The sequence below is a fragment of the Oceanimonas aquatica genome, from assembly GCF_030732065.1.
Classification (GTDB): domain Bacteria; phylum Pseudomonadota; class Gammaproteobacteria; order Enterobacterales; family Aeromonadaceae; genus Oceanimonas.
The window spans coordinates 166994-183488 of the sequence record NZ_JAVBHX010000002.1 but is presented as its reverse complement, the minus strand read 5'-3'; the positions used below and the strand labels follow the sequence as shown (position 1 = coordinate 183488).

At 60.6% G+C, this 16495-nt stretch carries 14 protein-coding genes; 6 read left to right on the top strand and 8 right to left on the bottom strand.

What is annotated here, in order from left to right; translation table 11 throughout:
* Nucleotide 1: 1 nt before the first annotated feature.
* Nucleotides 2–1537, bottom strand: a complete 1536-nt coding sequence (locus Q9290_RS03955; RefSeq protein ID WP_306078342.1) for a Na+/H+ antiporter NhaC family protein — start codon at nucleotides 1535–1537, stop codon at nucleotides 2–4.
* Between the two features lie 188 nt (nucleotides 1538–1725).
* Complete coding sequence (gene ppnP, locus Q9290_RS03950; protein WP_306078341.1) at nucleotides 1726–2052, bottom strand: pyrimidine/purine nucleoside phosphorylase; 327 nt, start codon at nucleotides 2050–2052, stop codon at nucleotides 1726–1728.
* A 175-nt stretch (nucleotides 2053–2227) separates the two neighbouring features.
* Here ppnP and ovoA point away from each other — a divergent pair, with 175 nt between their 5' ends.
* Complete coding sequence (gene ovoA, locus Q9290_RS03945) at nucleotides 2228–4348, top strand: 5-histidylcysteine sulfoxide synthase (RefSeq protein WP_306078340.1); 2121 nt, start codon at nucleotides 2228–2230, stop codon at nucleotides 4346–4348.
* A 49-nt stretch (nucleotides 4349–4397) separates the two neighbouring features.
* Here the strand turns inward: ovoA and Q9290_RS03940 are convergent, their stop codons facing one another.
* The 3 genes from Q9290_RS03940 to ppsR all read right to left on the bottom strand — a co-directional run bounded on the left by Q9290_RS03940 (nucleotide 4398) and on the right by ppsR (nucleotide 7844).
* Entirely contained in the window at nucleotides 4398–5225 is an 828-nt protein-coding gene (locus Q9290_RS03940; RefSeq protein ID WP_306078339.1) for an alpha/beta fold hydrolase, read from the bottom strand.
* A gap of 114 nt (nucleotides 5226–5339) precedes the next feature.
* Complete coding sequence (locus Q9290_RS03935; protein ID WP_306078338.1) at nucleotides 5340–6758, bottom strand: uracil-xanthine permease family protein; 1419 nt, start codon at nucleotides 6756–6758, stop codon at nucleotides 5340–5342.
* 273 nt (nucleotides 6759–7031) lie between these two features.
* Complete coding sequence (gene ppsR / locus Q9290_RS03930) at nucleotides 7032–7844, bottom strand: posphoenolpyruvate synthetase regulatory kinase/phosphorylase PpsR (protein WP_306078337.1); 813 nt, start codon at nucleotides 7842–7844, stop codon at nucleotides 7032–7034.
* Nucleotides 7845–8028: 184 nt separating this feature from the next.
* Between ppsR and ppsA the strand changes: the two genes are divergently transcribed.
* From ppsA to Q9290_RS03905, 5 genes are all read left to right on the top strand, one after another.
* Entirely contained in the window at nucleotides 8029–10404 is a 2376-nt protein-coding gene (ppsA, locus tag Q9290_RS03925) for a phosphoenolpyruvate synthase (protein WP_306078336.1), read from the top strand.
* Between the two features lie 282 nt (nucleotides 10405–10686).
* Nucleotides 10687–11382 carry a 7-cyano-7-deazaguanine synthase QueC gene (queC, locus tag Q9290_RS03920; RefSeq protein ID WP_306078335.1) on the top strand — a complete coding sequence of 232 codons (696 nt, stop codon included), beginning with the start codon at nucleotides 10687–10689 and terminating at the stop codon, nucleotides 11380–11382.
* On the top strand, nucleotides 11382–11738 hold the full coding sequence (gene queD / locus Q9290_RS03915) for a 6-carboxytetrahydropterin synthase QueD (RefSeq protein WP_306078334.1): 357 nt from the start codon (nucleotides 11382–11384) through the stop codon (nucleotides 11736–11738). Before queC ends, queD begins: the two co-directional genes overlap by 1 nt.
* Nucleotides 11735–12451 carry a 7-carboxy-7-deazaguanine synthase QueE gene (gene queE / locus Q9290_RS03910; RefSeq protein ID WP_306078333.1) on the top strand — a complete coding sequence of 239 codons (717 nt, stop codon included), beginning with the start codon at nucleotides 11735–11737 and terminating at the stop codon, nucleotides 12449–12451. Before queD ends, queE begins: the two co-directional genes overlap by 4 nt.
* A 3-nt stretch (nucleotides 12452–12454) precedes the next feature.
* Nucleotides 12455–13306 carry an alpha/beta fold hydrolase gene (locus Q9290_RS03905; RefSeq protein WP_306078332.1) on the top strand — a complete coding sequence of 284 codons (852 nt, stop codon included), beginning with the start codon at nucleotides 12455–12457 and terminating at the stop codon, nucleotides 13304–13306.
* A gap of 30 nt (nucleotides 13307–13336) precedes the next feature.
* Here the strand turns inward: Q9290_RS03905 and Q9290_RS03900 are convergent, their stop codons facing one another.
* The 3 genes from Q9290_RS03900 to Q9290_RS03890 all read right to left on the bottom strand — a co-directional run bounded on the left by Q9290_RS03900 (nucleotide 13337) and on the right by Q9290_RS03890 (nucleotide 16318).
* Nucleotides 13337–13597, bottom strand: coding sequence for a DUF1289 domain-containing protein (locus Q9290_RS03900; protein ID WP_306078331.1), 261 nt, complete (start codon nucleotides 13595–13597; stop codon nucleotides 13337–13339).
* 82 nt (nucleotides 13598–13679) lie between these two features.
* Nucleotides 13680–14954, bottom strand: coding sequence for an NAD(P)/FAD-dependent oxidoreductase (locus Q9290_RS03895; protein ID WP_306078330.1), 1275 nt, complete (start codon nucleotides 14952–14954; stop codon nucleotides 13680–13682).
* An 8-nt stretch (nucleotides 14955–14962) separates the two neighbouring features.
* Nucleotides 14963–16318 (bottom strand): glutamine synthetase family protein, encoded by a 1356-nt coding sequence (locus Q9290_RS03890; RefSeq protein ID WP_306078329.1) that lies wholly within the window; start codon nucleotides 16316–16318, stop codon nucleotides 14963–14965.
* Nucleotides 16319–16495 lie beyond the last annotated feature (177 nt).

The window sequence follows — 16495 nt, the reverse complement described above, 5'->3', positions numbered from 1 at the left end:
CTCAGGCAGTCTGACCCTGAGGCAGGGCGCGCTGACGCCACGCCAGCAGACTGACCAGCACCAGCTGGGCGGCTACGGCAGCGGCCAGGATCAGCGGGTTGGCGATAAAGCCGGCCAGTACAAAGCCCCCGAGGGCGATACTGCCATTGAGCAGGGCATAGGGCAGCTGGGTACGGAAGTGTTCAAACTGATCACAGCCCGAGCCGGTAGACGACAGAATGGTGGTTTCCGAAATCGGCGAGCAGTGATCGCCGAACAGGCCTCCCGACAGCACGGCGCCGATGCAGGCGTAAAGCGGTGCGTCGATGGCGATGGCGGTGGGGATCACCAGGGGCAGCATGATGGCAAAGGTGCCCCAGGAGGAGCCGGTGGCAAAGGAGATGATGGCCGACAGCAAAAACGCCACCGCCGGCACCAGCCAGGCGGGGAAGCCGGCCTGGGCCTGCTCGGCGATATAAGCGGCGGCGCCCAGCTCCTTGCCCACGCTGCTCAGGGTCCAGGCCAGGATCAGCACTATGGCCACCTGCATCATGTTGCCCATGCCCTTCAGATACACGGCAATACCATCGCTGACCCGGCGCACGCCGTACACCGCCATCAGACCGATCAGGGTGACGGCCGCGGAGAAATAGGCGGTAGACAGAGCGGCGCGAAACACCGAGCCGGAGACCTTTTCAAACGGAAAGCCCAGCGGGCCCAGCATGGCCATCAGCACGGTGCCCATGACCAGCAGCGGTGCCCACACAAAGCTGGCGCGGGCATTGTCGTGGGTAAAAGGGGTAACCTGCTGCTGCGGGCCGGCGGCGATTTCACCGCGTTCGGCGGCACGCTCGGCCTCGGCCATGGGGCCAAAGTCCAGTTTCTTGAAGGCGATCAGCGGCACCATGGTCACCGCCAGCACGGCGTAAAACTGAAACGGAATGGCGGAGATAAAGGCCTGCCAGTCGCTCAAGTCAAGCTCCAGGGCGGTGAACTCCTTTTGCAGCAGGCCCATGATGTACACGCCCCAGCCGATAAAGGGCACCAGAATGGCCACCGGCGAGGCGGTGGAGTCGATAATAAAGGCCAGCTTCTGGCGGGATACCTTCAGCTTGTCAAACAGCGGCCGGAACACCGGGCCCACGATCAGCGGGGTGCCCAGATCCGAGAAGAAAATCACGATGCCGCCCAGCCAGGCCGACACCTGAGCCCGGCACTTGCTGCTGACCCAGTGGGTCACCCGGCGGGCAAAGGCCTGGCCGCCGCCGGACTGCTCCATCAGCGCCACAAAGCCACCGATAAATACCAGCAACACCAGCACGCCGGCGTTGTAGCTGTCGGTGAGCTGGGCCACCAGGTGGTCCTTGACCAGAATGCCGAAACTGTCGAGGGGATGCAGCCAGTTGTTGAGCATGACCACACCACTGAGCACGCCGGTAAACAGGCCAATGACCACATTACGGGTGGTGAGCGAGAGCAGCAGGGTCAGAAATATGGGGATCAGCGAACTGATATGCGGGCTTTCCATCAGCGGGGTTTCCTTTACAGCGAAGGTCATCGGACCTTGAGAAACAAAGCCGGGGACTTTAACCAAGGCGAGGAAAGGTCGCAAGGCGAATGGGGCGGTTTAACCGGTTTTTTTGCGTTAAAAATTGCAATGAGTGAATTTTTATAACCAGAGCGACATTTTTTCTGGATAGTTATGCTTTTGATGCAGGGCGGCCGTGACCGCCCCGACAGTACGGCTTACTTGAAGTAGGTGCAGCAGTAATCCACCAGGCTGTGGATTTTGATGTTGAACTTGGCGTTGGCGGGCACCTCAAAGGACTCTCCGCCCTGAATGCGCAGCCATTCCTCGCTGCCCGGCAGCTGGACTTCCAGATCACCGGCGGTGATTTCCATCAGTTCGGCGGCCTCGGTGCCAAAGGTGTATTCACCCGGCAGCATGATGCCCAGGGTCTTGTGGCTGCCGTCGGCAAACTTCACCACCCGGCTGGTGACCTTGCCGTCGTGGTACACATTGGCGCGGGTTTCGATGCTGACGTTGTCAAACTGGCTGTCGGCTTGAGACATGATACTTCCTGTACAAGTGTGAAAAGTGGGTGTTGGTTATAGCACAAGGCCGTGCGCCGGCAAATGGCGCGGCGCCAGTGAAACAAAATTCTCGTGGGCGGGTCTGTTGCCTGACTGACAGGCTTCTCATTTGGCCCATGCCAAGGTAACGTAAACAAAAAATGTGATCAGGGACATGTTCATGCACACACTGGCAGATGCCGTAACCAAAACCCCGCTGCTCACCGGCACGGATCCCGCGCAGAAGCGGGAAGAAATCCGCCGCTATTTCCATCAGACCTTCAGCCTCTACGAGGCCCTGTTCGACTGTATTACCACCGACGCCGCCTACTATTCCCGGCCCGAGCCCCTGCGCCATCCGCTGATATTCTATTTCGGCCATACCGCCGTGTTCTTCATCAACAAGCTGGTACTGGGCAAATACCTGCCCGAACGCCTCGACGAACGGCTGGAGTCGATGTTTGCCATCGGTGTGGACGAAATGTCCTGGGACGATCTCAACGACGCTCATTACGACTGGCCCAGCCTGGCGCACACTCGGGATTACCGCGCTCAGGTGCGTAATACTGTGGATGCCTTTATCAGTGAGATGCCGCTGAGCCTGCCCATCACCCCCGACAGCGCCGCCTGGATTGTGCTGATGGGCATTGAGCACGAACGTATTCATCTGGAAACTTCCTCGGTGATCATGCGCATGCTGCCCCTGGATCAGCTTCAGTCTCACCCCTTGTGGACGGCCTGTCGTGATGCCGGTGAGGCGCCGCAAAATGCGCTGCTGCCGGTCGCCGGGGACACCATCACCCTGGGCAAGCCGGCGACGGCGGCTACCTATGGCTGGGATAACGAATACGGCAGCAAAACCGTGGAGGTGCAGCCATACCGAGTGGCGCAATACCTGGTGTCCAACGGTGAATATCTTGAATTTGTGCAGGACGGCGGTTACCGCAAACCGGAATACTGGACCGAGGAAGGCCGCCAGTGGCTGGACTTTACTCGGGCCACCATGCCCCGCTTCTGGCTGCTGCGTGACGGCGAGTATATGCAGCGCAATCTGCTGGAAGAAATCCCGCTCCCGCTGAACTGGCCGGTGGAGGTCAATTACCTCGAGGCCAGGGCCTTCTGCAACTGGAAGACGGCGCAAACCGGCACCCATATTCGTCTGCCCACCGAAGCCGAGTGGACCCTGCTGCGCAACCGCATCGACGCCGATCAGCCGGACTGGGGGCAAGCCCCGGGCAACCTCAACCTGGAGCATTACGCCTCGTCCTGCCCTGTTGATCGCTTTGAGACCGATGGCATTTATGACATTACCGGTAACGTCTGGCAGTGGACCGAAACCCCCATCGACGGCTTTCCCGGTTTTGAGGTGCACCCGCTGTACGATGATTTTTCCACGCCCACCTTTGACAACCGGCACAACCTGTTCAAGGGCGGCTCCTGGATTTCCACCGGCAACGAAGCCACCCGTTATTCCCGCTATGCCTTTCGCCGGCATTTCTTTCAGCATGCGGGCTTTCGCTACATTGAATCCGACAACCCCGAGGTCCCCGTGGAGCCTGTAAACACCTATGAAACCGACGAGCTGGTCGCTCAGTACCTGGAATTCCACTATGGCGACCGCTATTTTGACGTGCCCAACTACCCGGTGGCCTGCGTCGAGGCACTGCTGACCCAGTTACCCGAGGTCAGCAAGGGCCGGGCACTGGATCTGGGCTGCTCCGTGGGCCGGGCCAGCTTTGAGCTGGCACGCCACTTCGACCGGGTGGACGGCATCGACTTTTCCGCCCGCTTTATTCAGCATGGCGTTCAGCTCAAGGAAAGCGGCCAGACCCGCTTTGCCATTCCAACCGAAGGGGAACTGGTGGAGTTCAAGGAAGCCAGCCTGGCCGACATGGGGTATGCCGAGGTGGCCGGCCGTATCGAGTTTGTGCAGGGCGACGCCCACAACCTCAAGCCCCGTTTTACCGGTTATGATCTTATTTTCTGTGGCAACCTGATCGACCGGCTGTACGATCCGGCGGCGTTTCTGGCCCAGGTGCACGAGCGACTGAATACCGGTGGCTGTCTGGTACTGACCTCACCCTACACCTGGCTGGAAGAGTACACTCCCAAAGACAGATGGCTGGGCGGCGTCAAGGTTAACGGTGAGAACTTCACCACCCTGGACGGCCTGAAGGCGGTGTTGGGCGAACGCTTTGAACTGGTCGGCCGGCAGGATGTGCCCTTTGTGATCCGGGAAACCCGGCGCAAGTTTCAGCATACCCTGGCCGAGATGACGGTCTGGCGACTGAAGTAAGCCGAAAACAAACAGCCCGGCAGTTGCCGGGCTTTTTATTGCTTGTCGTTCAGGACAGCGCCTGTGTCAGAAAGCGCTCAAGCATGTCGGTTACCGCCTCGGGTTGCTCCAGCGCGCTGATGTGGCCGGCGTCGGGAATGGAGACCAGCTCGGCGTTTGGTCCTGCCAGCTTTGCCATGCGTTCGGCCTCGGCAAAGGGACGGGCAATGTCATCACTGCCGGCGGCAAACAGCAGCGGGCAGTTTAGCCCGGTCAGATGCTCCAGCCGGCTTTGACGGCTGAAGATCATGCGGCCCAGGCGCACCAGAGTGGGGACCTGACTGGCGCTTACATTGCGCAGCGAGGCTTGCAGCTGTGCCACCAGCTCCGGCTGCCCGGCCCGAGTGGCGGGTCCCAGAAAAATGGGTGTACAGGCCTGGATCACCGGCTCGGGCACGCAACCGGACTGCTCCACCGCCGCCAGCAGCTGAAAATACTGCTGCCGGCTTGGCGCGGGCTCTTCGCCCACGTCCGAGTCCAGTACCGCCAGGGCGGCCACCGCCTCGGGGTGCTTCAGCGCCAGCTCGATGCCCCACATGCCGCCCACCGACAGGCCGACCACGGCATAGCGCGCCAGACCCAGCGACTGCATCAGGGCGTGATGGTCATTGGCCAGCGTGGTCATCGTCAGGGGCTTGTCAGCGGGCAGGTTGTCGGAGCGGCCATGGCCCCACAGCTCCGGCACAATGCAGCGGTACTGCTGTTTCAGTGCCGCGATTTGAGGCGCCCACATGGCGCTGTCCCACAGGTAGCTATGACCCAATAACAGAGGAAAACCGTTAGGGTTTCCTTCATCCAAATAATGCAGTTGTTGTCCGTGACAGTGGTACTGGGGCATAACCAGTCTCCGTGTTGTGGCGGCTTGATGGCCGTTTTTTAATACAAAAAAGCCGGTCAGGCGACCGGCTTTTCATCATTGTGGATTTCCATCCTTGCCCGAGGGCTTACCCTTTCAATTGCTGGCGTTGGCTTCGCGCAGCTGGGTATTGTCGTTCTGGGCGTCGGACTTGGATGTACCCTGGTTCATCTGGCGCTCAATTTCTTCACGCTCACGGGCTTCGTCCTTGAGGGACTTCTTGGGCAGCACCATGTTCAGAACAAAGGCCACGGAGGCGGCCACGATGACCGGCGAGCCAATCAGCATGCGGGCAGTGTCACCCAGCTGGGCAATGGCTTCGGGCACGGCGTTGATGCCCATGGCCAGGGCCACCGCCAGCGCGACTATGGTGATGTTGCGGGAAGACAGCTCGTCTTTTACCAGCAGCTGAATACCGGTCATGGTGATCATGCCGAACACTATGATGGTGGCACCACCCAGTACCGGGTAGGGAATGGTGGTCATGGCGGCACCGAACTTCGGCAGCAGGCCGGCAATCACCAGGAAGATGGCGGCAATGCCCAGTACGTAGCGGCTGATCACCTTGGTCATGGCCACAATGCCCACGTTCTGGCTGAAGGAGGCGGTGGGCAGACCGCCGAAAATGGCACCCACCAGGGTGGTCAGGCCGTTACCCAGCAGGCCACCGGAGAGTTCCTTGTCTTTCAGCTCGCGGTTCATGCCGCCGACGGTGGTGGCGGACAGGTCACCAATGGTTTGTACCGAGTTGACAATACAGATCACCACCATGGAGATCACGGCGGAAGCGTGGAATTCAATGCCGGTGGCGAACGGGGTGGGGATCATCACCCAGGGTGCGGCTTCCAGCTTGGCGAAGTCGACCATGCCGAAGAAGAAGGAGATGGCGTAGCCCACCAGAATACCAACGATGATGGCGGCCAGGCGCAGGTAACCCTTGCCGAACTGGGAGCACAGCAGGACCACTGCCAGGGTGGTGATGCCCACCAGCCAGTTCTGGGCGCTGCCAAAGCCTTCGGCGTTGACGTTGCCGCTGCCGGCCATGTATTTGATGGCGATGTCATACAGGGACAGGCCAATCACCAGCACCACGGTGCCGGCCACCACGGGCGGGAACAGATGACGAATTTGTTTGATGAACACACCCACCACCAGCATGGCGATACCGCCGGCGATCTGGGCACCAAAGATACCGGGAATGCCGTATACGCTGCCGATGGCGATCAGGGAAGGTACGTAAGCAAAGCCTACACCGAAAATGGTGGGCACGCCGGCGCCGAAACGGCCGACGGGGAACAACTGCAGCAGGGTGGAAAGGCCCGAGAATAGCAGGGCGATTTGCACCAGCATCATGGTTTCCTGGGCGGAGGCACCGGCCACACCGGCCACGATAAGCGGCGGCGTCACTGCGCCCATGATCATCGCCAGGATGTGCTGGAAAGAGAGCGGCAGTGCTTTACCGATAGACGGCTTGCCGTAGTAATCGAATACCGATTTGCTTTGGCTGTGTTTCATTGCATAAGTCCCTGAGGGTTGCTCAAGTGAGTTGTTGTTCACTGCCCGCCGTCGTTATCTGGTTATATAAAGGCTGACAGAACCACACCGCAGTGTTCGAGCTTCTGGATTGGCTCATTTGTGCTCAACTCATGGGGTGGTTGACCCCGTGGTTAATCACGGGGATCAATGTATACATTTTTGTAAACACCAAATCAATATTTTGTTCATATTTGCGAGTCATACTGGGTTATTGCTCGCAGTTATTTGTGCTGGATCAATGCGGCTCTTGCCTTAGTAAATTTTGCGACGAATGCCGGTTCGCTCCAGGATCTTCACCGAGATCTCCTCTACCGAGTGAAATGTGGTGTCGATAAAGGGAATAGCCTCCATGCGAAACAGCCGCTCCACCTGGTCCAGTTCGTAACGGCATTGTTCAATGGCGGCGTAGCGGCTGTCGGCCCGGCGGCGCTGGCGAATTTCCTGCAACCGGTTCACGTCGATGGTGAGCCCGAACAGCTTGTGACGGTTGGCCTTGAGGGCGGCGGGCAGGCTCACCTGTTTCATGTCCTGATCAATAAAGGGGTAGTTGGCCACGCGAATGCCGAACTGCAGCGCCAGATAGAGGCTGGTGGGGGTTTTGCCGCAACGAGACACGCCCACCAGAATAATGTCGGCCTCGTCATATTCCTTGGTGGTGACGCCATCGTCGTTGTCGAGGGCGTAGTTCACCGCATCGATACGCAGATCATAGTTGTGCTTGTTCTCGATGCTGTGGGCCTTGTGGGCCCGGGGCTCGGCCTTGACCCCCAGTTGCTGCTCGATGGGGGCGACGAAGGTGTTGAGAAAGTCGTAACACATGGCTTCGCTGCCGGTGATAATGCCGCGCAGCCGGTCGTCGATGATGGTGTGAAACACCAGGGGCTGCTTGCCGCTCTGGTGAAAGCTGTCGTTGATGCGATCCCGTATCGCGCGCGCCTTGTCCTCGTCTTCCACAAAGGGAAAGGTGATTTGCTCAAAGGGCAGGGGAAACTGGCTCAGCACGGCGTGGCCAAAAACTTCGGCTGTGATCGCCGTCCCATCGGAAACATAAAAAACCGTGTGCACAGGGCCTCCAGATCTCACTTTCAGGTATTGGGTCGGGCAGGGCGTTTACCCGCTTTTCGGGGCCATTGTAGAATCAAACCGTGTACAGGCCCACACCATAACAACAATACCAGAGGCTCTGTTTTTACACAGAAATCAATTGAGATACGGATATCCCGAAACCCCTTTTTGTGGAGACGTGGCAGTGCAGGAATATGTGATTTGGTATGAACAGCTCGGCATGCACGACGTGGACCGGGTTGGCGGCAAGAACGCCTCACTGGGCGAGATGATCAGTCAGCTGGCCGGCGCCGGAGTTTCGGTGCCCGGCGGCTTTGCGACCACCGCCTATGCCTTTAACGAATTTCTCGAGCAAAGCGGGCTTAACGATCGTATTCACGATTTGCTCGACAAGCTCGACGTGGACAACATCGCCGCCCTGGGTGAAGCGGGCAAAACCATTCGCCAGTGGGTCATCGATGCTCCCTTCCAGCCCGAGCTGGAAGCGGCCATTCGTGACGCCTACGACGAGCTGGCCGGCAAGGCCGGCGACGAAGCTTCCTTTGCGGTGCGTTCTTCCGCCACCGCCGAAGACATGCCCGATGCTTCCTTTGCCGGCCAGCAGGAAACCTTCCTCAACGTGCACGGCCTGGATGCGGTGATGGAAGCCATCAAGCACGTGTTCGCGTCCCTGTTTAACGACCGCGCCATTTCCTACCGGGTGCACCAGGGCTACGACCACAAGGGCGTGGCGCTGTCCGCCGGTATTCAGCGCATGGTGCGCTCCGACATCGGCGCCTCGGGCGTGATGTTTACCCTCGACACCGAATCCGGCTTTGATCAGGTGGTGTTTGTCACTTCCGCCTGGGGTCTGGGTGAAATGGTGGTGCAGGGCGCGGTGAATCCCGACGAGTTCTACGTGCACAAGCCCACCCTCAAGGCCGGTCGTCCGGCGGTGGTGCGCAAGACCCTCGGCTCCAAGCTGCAGAAGATGATCTACGCCAATGCCAAGGAGCTGGGCAAGCAGGTGGAAATCAAGGAAACCAGCCGGGAAGAACGCCGTCAGTTCTCGCTCACCAACGACGAGGTGATGGAGCTGGCCAAACAGGCCGTGATCATCGAAAAGCACTACGGCCGCCCGATGGACATCGAGTGGGCCAAAGACGGCGTGGACGGCAACCTCTATATCGTGCAGGCCCGCCCCGAAACCGTGCGCAGCCGCCAGGATGCCAATGTGCTGGAGCGTTTTGCCCTTAACCAGAAGGGGCAGGTGATTGCCGAAGGTCGCGCCATCGGTCACAAGATTGGTGCCGGCCCGGCGAGGGTTATCGACAGCATCGACCAGATGGACGAGATCAAGGCCGGCGATGTGCTGGTGACCGACATGACCGACCCGGACTGGGAGCCGATCATGAAGCGGGCCGCCGCCATCGTCACCAACCGGGGCGGACGTACCTGTCACGCCGCCATCATTGCCCGTGAGCTCGGCATTCCCGCCGTGGTGGGGTGTGGCAACGCCACCGAGCTGGTGCAGGATGGCCAGGGCGTGACCGTGTCCTGTGCCGAAGGGGATACCGGCTACATCTATAACGGCAAGCTGGACTTCAGCGTCAACACTTCGGAAGTGGGCTCCATGCCTGCCTCGCCGGTGAAGGTGATGATGAACGTGGGTAACCCGGACCGGGCCTTTGACTTTGCTCAACTGCCCAACGCCGGTGTGGGTCTGGCTCGACTGGAGTTCATCATCAACCGCATGATCGGTGTGCACCCCAAGGCGCTGCTGAACTACGACAGCCAGAGCCCGGAGCTCAAGCTAAAGATCGACGAGATCATCGCCGGCTACGACAGCCCGCGGGAATTCTTCGTGGCCAAGCTCACCGAAGGCATCGCCACCCTGGCTTCCGCCTTCTGGCCGGAGCGGGTGATCGTGCGCATGTCCGACTTTAAGTCAAATGAATACGCCAACCTGCTCGGCGGCGACGCCTACGAGCCGGACGAGGAAAACCCCATGCTGGGCTTCCGCGGTGCGTCCCGTTACATCTCCGAGGACTTCCAGGACTGCTTTGCCATGGAATGCGAGGCGATGAAGCGGGTACGGAGTGACATGGGCCTGACCAATGTCGAGATCATGATCCCCTTCGTGCGCACCGTGAACGAAGCGGCCTCGGTCATCGATATTCTCGGCGAGAACGGCCTCAAGCGCGGCGAGAACGGCCTCAAGGTCATCATGATGTGCGAACTGCCGTCCAACGCCCTGCTGGCGGACCAGTTCCTCAACTACTTCGACGGCTTTTCCATCGGCTCCAACGACATGACTCAGCTCACCTTGGGCCTGGATCGGGACTCCGGTCTGGTGGCGGGCTCCTTTGACGAGCGCGACGACGCGGTCAAGGCCCTGCTGGCCATGGCCATTCAGGCCGCCCGCAAGGCCGGCAAGTACGTGGGCATCTGTGGCCAGGGACCCTCGGATCACGCCGACTTCGCCGCCTGGCTGGTGGAGCAGGGCATCGACTCCGTGTCCCTGAACCCGGACACAGTGATCGACACCTGGCTGTATCTGGCAGAGCACGTCAAGCACTGAGGTTCTGGCGACACCAGCATTCGAGGGGAGGGTAAAGGGAGCAGCTTCACGACCGATCAAATGCCATGGACGGCATTTGCCGAGCGCCCCAGGGAGGAGCTTGAAGCGTGTCGAGAAGTTGGCCCTTTGGCCGACCCGTTGCAGAGTTGACAGATGACTCTGAGTCAGACCCAAAGGGCGCTTCGGCGCCCTTTTTGTTTGCGCTCGCCGCCCACGGCGTTAAAATGCACACCGCTTTTTTACCCGGTCGCAGCCTACCCGGACAAAACAAGGACACAATCTATGAAAGCACTGCTGATCTGCTCCGGCGGATTCGACTCCGTCACGCTCGCTTACCGCCTGGCGGCGGACAATGCCCTCGGCGCCCTGCTGACCTTTGACTACGGTCAGCGCCACAAAAAAGAAATCGACGCCGCCCGCCTCTGTGCCGAGCGCCTCGGTGTGCCCCACCTGGTGATGGACATCGGCCATATCGGCCGTCAGCTCTCCGGCTCGGCGCTCACCGATGACATCGACGTGCCCCACGGCCACTACAGCGAAGAAAACATGAAGGTTACCGTGGTGCCCAACCGCAATGCCATCATGCTTACCATCGCCTTTGGCGTGGCCGCCGCCCGCAACCTCGATACCGTGGCGCTGGCGGTGCATGGTGGTGACCACTTTATTTACCCCGACTGCCGGCCCGACTTTATTCGCCTGTTTGGCGAAATGCAGGCGCGGGCCCTGGACGGCGTGGCCGAGGTGGCGCTGCTGGCCCCCTATGTTGACGCCGACAAGACTGAAATCGCTCAGGACGCGGCCCGTTATAACGTGCCGGTTGCCGACACCTGGTCCTGCTACGAAGGTGGTGAGCTGCACTGCGGCCGTTGCGGCACCTGCGTGGAGCGCATCGAGGCCATGGCCCTGGCCGGCGTAGCCGACCCCACGGCCTATCAGGACGAACAGTTCTGGCAGCAAGCCGTGGCGAGGGTGAAGTAATGTATACCATCAAAAAAGAGTTTCATTTCTCCGCTTCCCACCAGTTGAAGCAAATGCCCGACTGGCATCCCTGTGCCCGGCTGCACGGCCACAACTATGTGGTGGTGATCGAGCTGCAGAGCGAGAGCCTGGATCAATACGGCTTTGTACGTGACTACCTCGAACTCAAGGCGTTCAAGGACTATATCGACGACAAGCTCGACCATCGTCACCTTAATGAGGTGCTGGGTGACGAGTGCACCACCGCCGAGCGGCTGGCGCGCCATCTGTTTGACTGGGCTCGGGCGCGCTGGCCCGAGGTCAGTGCCGTGGCCGTGTCGGAAACCCCCAAAACCTGGGCGGAGTACCGGCCATGATCGCCATCAGCGAAATCTTTGGCCCCACCATTCAGGGCGAAGGTCAGCTTACCGGCGTACCCACCATGTTTGTGCGCACCGGCGGTTGTGATTTTCGCTGCAGCTGGTGCGATACCCTGTATGCGGTAGAGCCCCGTTTCAAGGCCGACTGGACCCCCATGAGCGCCGAGGCCGTGCTGGCGGAAGTGGAGCGCCTGAGTGGCGGCCGGCCGCTGCTGGTCACCCTTTCCGGCGGCAATCCGGCACTGCAGCCTCTTGGACAATTACTCGAGCTCGGCCATGCCAAGGGTTATACCTTCGCCATTGAAACTCAAGGGAGCAAGGCACAGGACTGGTTTGGCCAGCTCGATCATCTGACCCTCAGCCCCAAGCCGCCGTCCGCCGGCATGGCCTTCAGCCAAAGCCGGTTTGATGACTGTCTGGCCGCCGCCGGCGCGAATACGCAAGTGACCCTCAAGCTGGTGATCGCCGACGAGGCCGACTACCAGTGGGCGCGGGAGTTTGCCGCCCGCTACCCGCAACTGCCACTCACTCTGCAACCCTGCAACCCGGCACCGGCCACGCCCGATGAGCCGGAGCGGGAAACCGACCTCGACGCCCTTAACGCTCGGTTGCGCTGGCTGGTGGACAGAGTCACCGCCGACGGCTGGTTTAATGCACGGGTGCTGCCTCAACTGCATGTGATTATCTGGAACAACGAGCGGGGCGTCTGAGTCATGACAACCCGGGAATACCACATCGACATTCACGGCCGCCGGCTGGCGGTGGTGGAGTGGGGCAGCCCCGATGGCATTCCCGTGGTGGCCCTGCACGGCTGGCTGGATAACGCGGCGAGTTTCACCCTGCTGGCAAAACTGTTGCCCCAGGTGCGGCTGATCGCGCCGGATCTGGCTGGCCATGGCCGCTCCGAGCATCGTGCCGCCGGCCAGCCTTATTACATCTGGGACAATGTCGCCGATGTGCTGGCCCTGCTGGATGCCCTTGAACTTGAACAGGTGGCTCTGCTCGGCCATTCCATGGGCGCCAGTGTCGCCACCCTGCTGGCGGGGGCTTTTCACGAGCGGGTCAGCCAGTTAATGCTGCTCGATGGTCTGGCGCCGCGCACTTATTCCGCCGACAGCCTGCCCGAGCAAATGGCGGCGGCGCTGAACAAGGGCAAGCGCATTCGCCGTCGCGGCTGGCGGCCCTATGCCAGCCTTGAGGATGCTCTGCAGGCGCGCATGGGCGGCCGTTATCCGGTGAGCCGGGAGGCGGCGGCCTGGTTGCTGGCCCGTAGCCTTGAAGAAACCGAGGATGGCTGGTGCTGGCGGCACGACATTGCGCTGTCCCAGCCTTCCGTGGTGCGCCTGTGCGATGAGCAGGTGGCGGCGTTTTTACAACGTTTGTCCATGCCGGTGCTGCTGATGATGGCCGAGCACGGCAATGAAATTGACGGCGTGCAGCCGCTGCTTGAGCTGGTGCCCGAGCTGACGCTGAAAGTGCTTGATGGCGGCCACCATATGCATCTTGAAAGTGCGCCGGCGGTGTTGATTGCCGGGCTGATCAGTGAAAGGCTGTCTGACGTCTGACGTCTGACGTCTGACGTCTGACGTTGGACGCTACAGCGGCAGGGTATCCTGAGGCGGGGTGTGTTGCTGTTCGAGCTCCAGTTCCAGTTGTTTCTTGCGGGCGGCGGCCAGCACCCGGCGCTTGCGATCCTGACACAGACGGATCACGTCCCGGCGCTGGGCAGGGGTAAACTTCAGCCAGTTAAAGCGTTCGTCCCGGCTGCGAAAGCAGCCCTTGCAGTAACCCCTGTTATTGACCTGACAGACGCCGATGCAGGGGCTGGGGACATCAAAAAACTCCAGTTGCTCCATAAAGCCGACTCCCACTCAATCCGAACTAAAGGCCAGTTCTACAGGCCTTTATGCCCTTCACTGGAGCATATCCTGCTTATTTTTACAACAGATCCCGCAGCCGGTACCAGGTCATGGCCAGTACCAGGGCCGGGGTTCGCAACAAGCGGCCACCGGGAAAGTCACGATGGGGAATGCGGGAAAACAGATCAAACTGTTCGGCACTGCCGGCGATGGCGTCCGCCATCAGGCTGCCGGCCATGCCGGTCAGCGCAATGCCGTGGCCGGAGAACCCCTGGGCAAAATACACATTGCCGTTGAGCCGGCCGAAGTGGGGGGCCCGGTTCATGGTGATGCCCACATAGCCGCCCCAGGTGTACTCTTGCTTGACGCCTTCCAGCTGGGGGAACACATGGCGCAGGCGCTTGCCCATGGACGCCGCCAGGTTCACCGGATCCAGCCCGGAGTAACTGACGCGGCCACCAAACAGCAGCCGGTGATCGGCGCTCAGGCGAAAATAGTCGAGCACAAAGTTGATGTCGGCCACCGCCATGTTGTTGGCAATCAGGGATTTTGCCCGTTCCTCACCCAGGGGCTCGGTGGCGGTAATGTAGGTGCCCACCGGCATGATCTTGCGTTCAATGTCCGGAGCAATGCCCTCCAGATAGGCGTTGCCGCACAGCAGCAGGTGGCGGCAGCGCACCACGCCGTGGGGAGTGTGCACCACCGGGTGTTCGCCCTGCTCAATGCGGGTGGCGGGAGTGTATTCAAAAAAACGCGCGCCGGCCCCGGCGGCGGCCCCGGCCAGCCCCAGGGTGTAATTAAGCGGATGCACATGGCCGCTGGCGGCGTCATACAGCCCCCCAAGATAGGCCTCGCTGCTCATCTGTTCACGTACCTGCTCCCGGCTCCACATCTCCAGTGAGTCGTAGCCGTAGTCCTGGCGCAGACTGTCGGCCCAGTGTTCCAGCTCCTTCATGTGCCTTGGCTTGACTGCCGCATGCAAATGACCGTTGGCAAGATCGCAGCGAATATCATGCTGGTCGATGCGCTGGCGCATTTGCTGTAGAGCTTCTACCGAAATATCCCACAATTGCCGGCTCAGCTTGTCGCCCACCAGTTTGGTCAGGGTGGGCTGCTCGCAGGCATAGCCGAAAATCATCTGGCCGCCGCTGCGCCCGGAAGCGCCCCAGCCCACTCGCCGGCTTTCCAGTACCGCCACCTTGTAGCCTTTTTCGGAAAGGGCGAGGGCGGCGGCACAGCCGGTGATGCCGGCGCCCACAATGCACACGTCCACCTCCAGGTTTTCGTGCAGGGCGGGGTGCTCCGGCGCCGGATTGGCGGACGCGGCGTAATAGGAATCGGCGTGTGGCTGCATAACGGCTCCTAAACCAGGTGTTGATACCACTGGTATTCCAGTGGTGTCACATGTTGATCGAATTCGGCCAGCTCAAAACGCTTGTTGATAAGGTAGGCCCGGTGAAATGCCTTGCCCAGATATTGCGACAGCCGGTGCGATTGGGCAAACCTGTCCAGGGCGTTTTGCCAGCGGTAGGGCAGCAGGGGCAGGTCCAGCTTGTTGGCGTCCCCCTGAATGGGCGCGGGCGGGTGCAGTTGCTCGGTCAGGCCGTGATCCACGGCGGCGAGAATGGCGGCCACCACCAGATAGGGATTGGCATCGGCGCCGGCGACCCTGTGCTCCAGCCGGGTGTTGGCCGGGTCGCCCGAGGGAATGCGCACCGCCACGGTGCGGTTGTCAAAACCCCAGCTGGCGTGCAGGGGCACGAACATATGGGGCTGCAGCCGGCGAAAGGAATTGGCATTGGGCGCGAACAGCGCCATGGACTCGGGCAGCATGCTGAGGGTACCGGCAATGGCCTGGCGCAACAGCTCGTGATCCTCGGCAAACACATTATTGCCCTCGTCGTCGAGCAGGCTCACATGAATATGCATGCCCGAGCCGGCCTGGCCGTTGTAGGGCTTGGCCATAAAGGTGGCGTACATGCCCTGTTTGATGGCGATGGCCTTGATCGCCCGCTTGAGCAAAATGGCCTGATCACAGGCGGCCACGGCATCGTGCTGGTGAGCCAGGTTGATTTCGAACTGGCCGGGGGCGTATTCGGCCACGGCATTGTCGGCGGGAATCTGCTGCAGTTTGCATACCTCGGCCACCTGCACCAGAAAATCCTCCCAGCTGTCGAGATCGTCGAGGGAATACACCTGGGTGTCATGCATGCGCTCATCGGTGCCGGGCAAAATGGGCGGTTGGGGCAGGCCGTCGGCGCCTTCCTTCTGATCCACCAGATAGAATTCCAGCTCCACCGCCACACAGGGGTGCAGGCCCTTGTCCTTGAGCCGGTCGATCACCTGTTGCAACACATGACGGGGATCGGCAAAAAACGGGCTGCCGTCGATGTCTTCCATGGTCATTAAAATCTGCCCGGACGGGGTCTTGTGCCAGGGCACGGGGGCCAGGGTGTGGGGCAGCAGCCGGCACACCCGATCGCTGTCGCCCTGGGCCAGGCCCATGCCGGTTTCTTCCACCGTCTGGCCGGTGATGTCGAGGGCGAACACCGAAGCGGGCAGGCTGATGCCCTGCTCCAGGGCCTTGGCAAAGGCGCTGGTCTGAATGCGCTTGCCGCGGATCACGCCATTGATGTCGCACAGCATGAGATCAATGGACTGAAAGGCCGACCAGGGCGCGTCGGCGGGGCTTTTTGCGGTATCACGGGCCTTGTGCATGGGGGCTTCCTTCAGGGCATGGTTCGGGGCATACCGTCGGGCCGGCTGTTTAATATCCACGAACTTTTGTTAAAAGTTAATGCCGTTTGGTTAACATACCTGATAGCGATGATTTTGCTTGCTCGTTGGCTATGTCTATGTCTAGCATACTTTTACACCAATATGGACTATGCTGAC

What these genes read in the sequence shown, in the direction of transcription:
- Q9290_RS03895 (WP_306078330.1), bottom strand. Translation starts at nt 14,954, where the DNA reads ATGCAGCCACACGCCGATTCCTATTACGCCGCGTCCGCCAATCCGGCG.
- Q9290_RS03955 (WP_306078342.1), bottom strand. Translation starts at nt 1,537, where the DNA reads ATGACCTTCGCTGTAAAGGAAACCCCGCTGATGGAAAGCCCGCATATC.
- queE (WP_306078333.1), top strand. Translation starts at nt 11,735, where the DNA reads ATGATCGCCATCAGCGAAATCTTTGGCCCCACCATTCAGGGCGAAGGT.
- Q9290_RS03890 (WP_306078329.1), bottom strand. Translation starts at nt 16,318, where the DNA reads ATGCACAAGGCCCGTGATACCGCAAAAAGCCCCGCCGACGCGCCCTGG.
- Q9290_RS03940 (WP_306078339.1), bottom strand. Translation starts at nt 5,225, where the DNA reads ATGCCCCAGTACCACTGTCACGGACAACAACTGCATTATTTGGATGAA.
- Q9290_RS03935 (WP_306078338.1), bottom strand. Translation starts at nt 6,758, where the DNA reads ATGAAACACAGCCAAAGCAAATCGGTATTCGATTACTACGGCAAGCCG.
- Q9290_RS03905 (WP_306078332.1), top strand. Translation starts at nt 12,455, where the DNA reads ATGACAACCCGGGAATACCACATCGACATTCACGGCCGCCGGCTGGCG.
- queC (WP_306078335.1), top strand. Translation starts at nt 10,687, where the DNA reads ATGAAAGCACTGCTGATCTGCTCCGGCGGATTCGACTCCGTCACGCTC.
- Q9290_RS03900 (WP_306078331.1), bottom strand. Translation starts at nt 13,597, where the DNA reads ATGGAGCAACTGGAGTTTTTTGATGTCCCCAGCCCCTGCATCGGCGTC.
- ppnP (WP_306078341.1), bottom strand. Translation starts at nt 2,052, where the DNA reads ATGTCTCAAGCCGACAGCCAGTTTGACAACGTCAGCATCGAAACCCGC.
- ovoA (WP_306078340.1), top strand. Translation starts at nt 2,228, where the DNA reads ATGTTCATGCACACACTGGCAGATGCCGTAACCAAAACCCCGCTGCTC.
- queD (WP_306078334.1), top strand. Translation starts at nt 11,382, where the DNA reads ATGTATACCATCAAAAAAGAGTTTCATTTCTCCGCTTCCCACCAGTTG.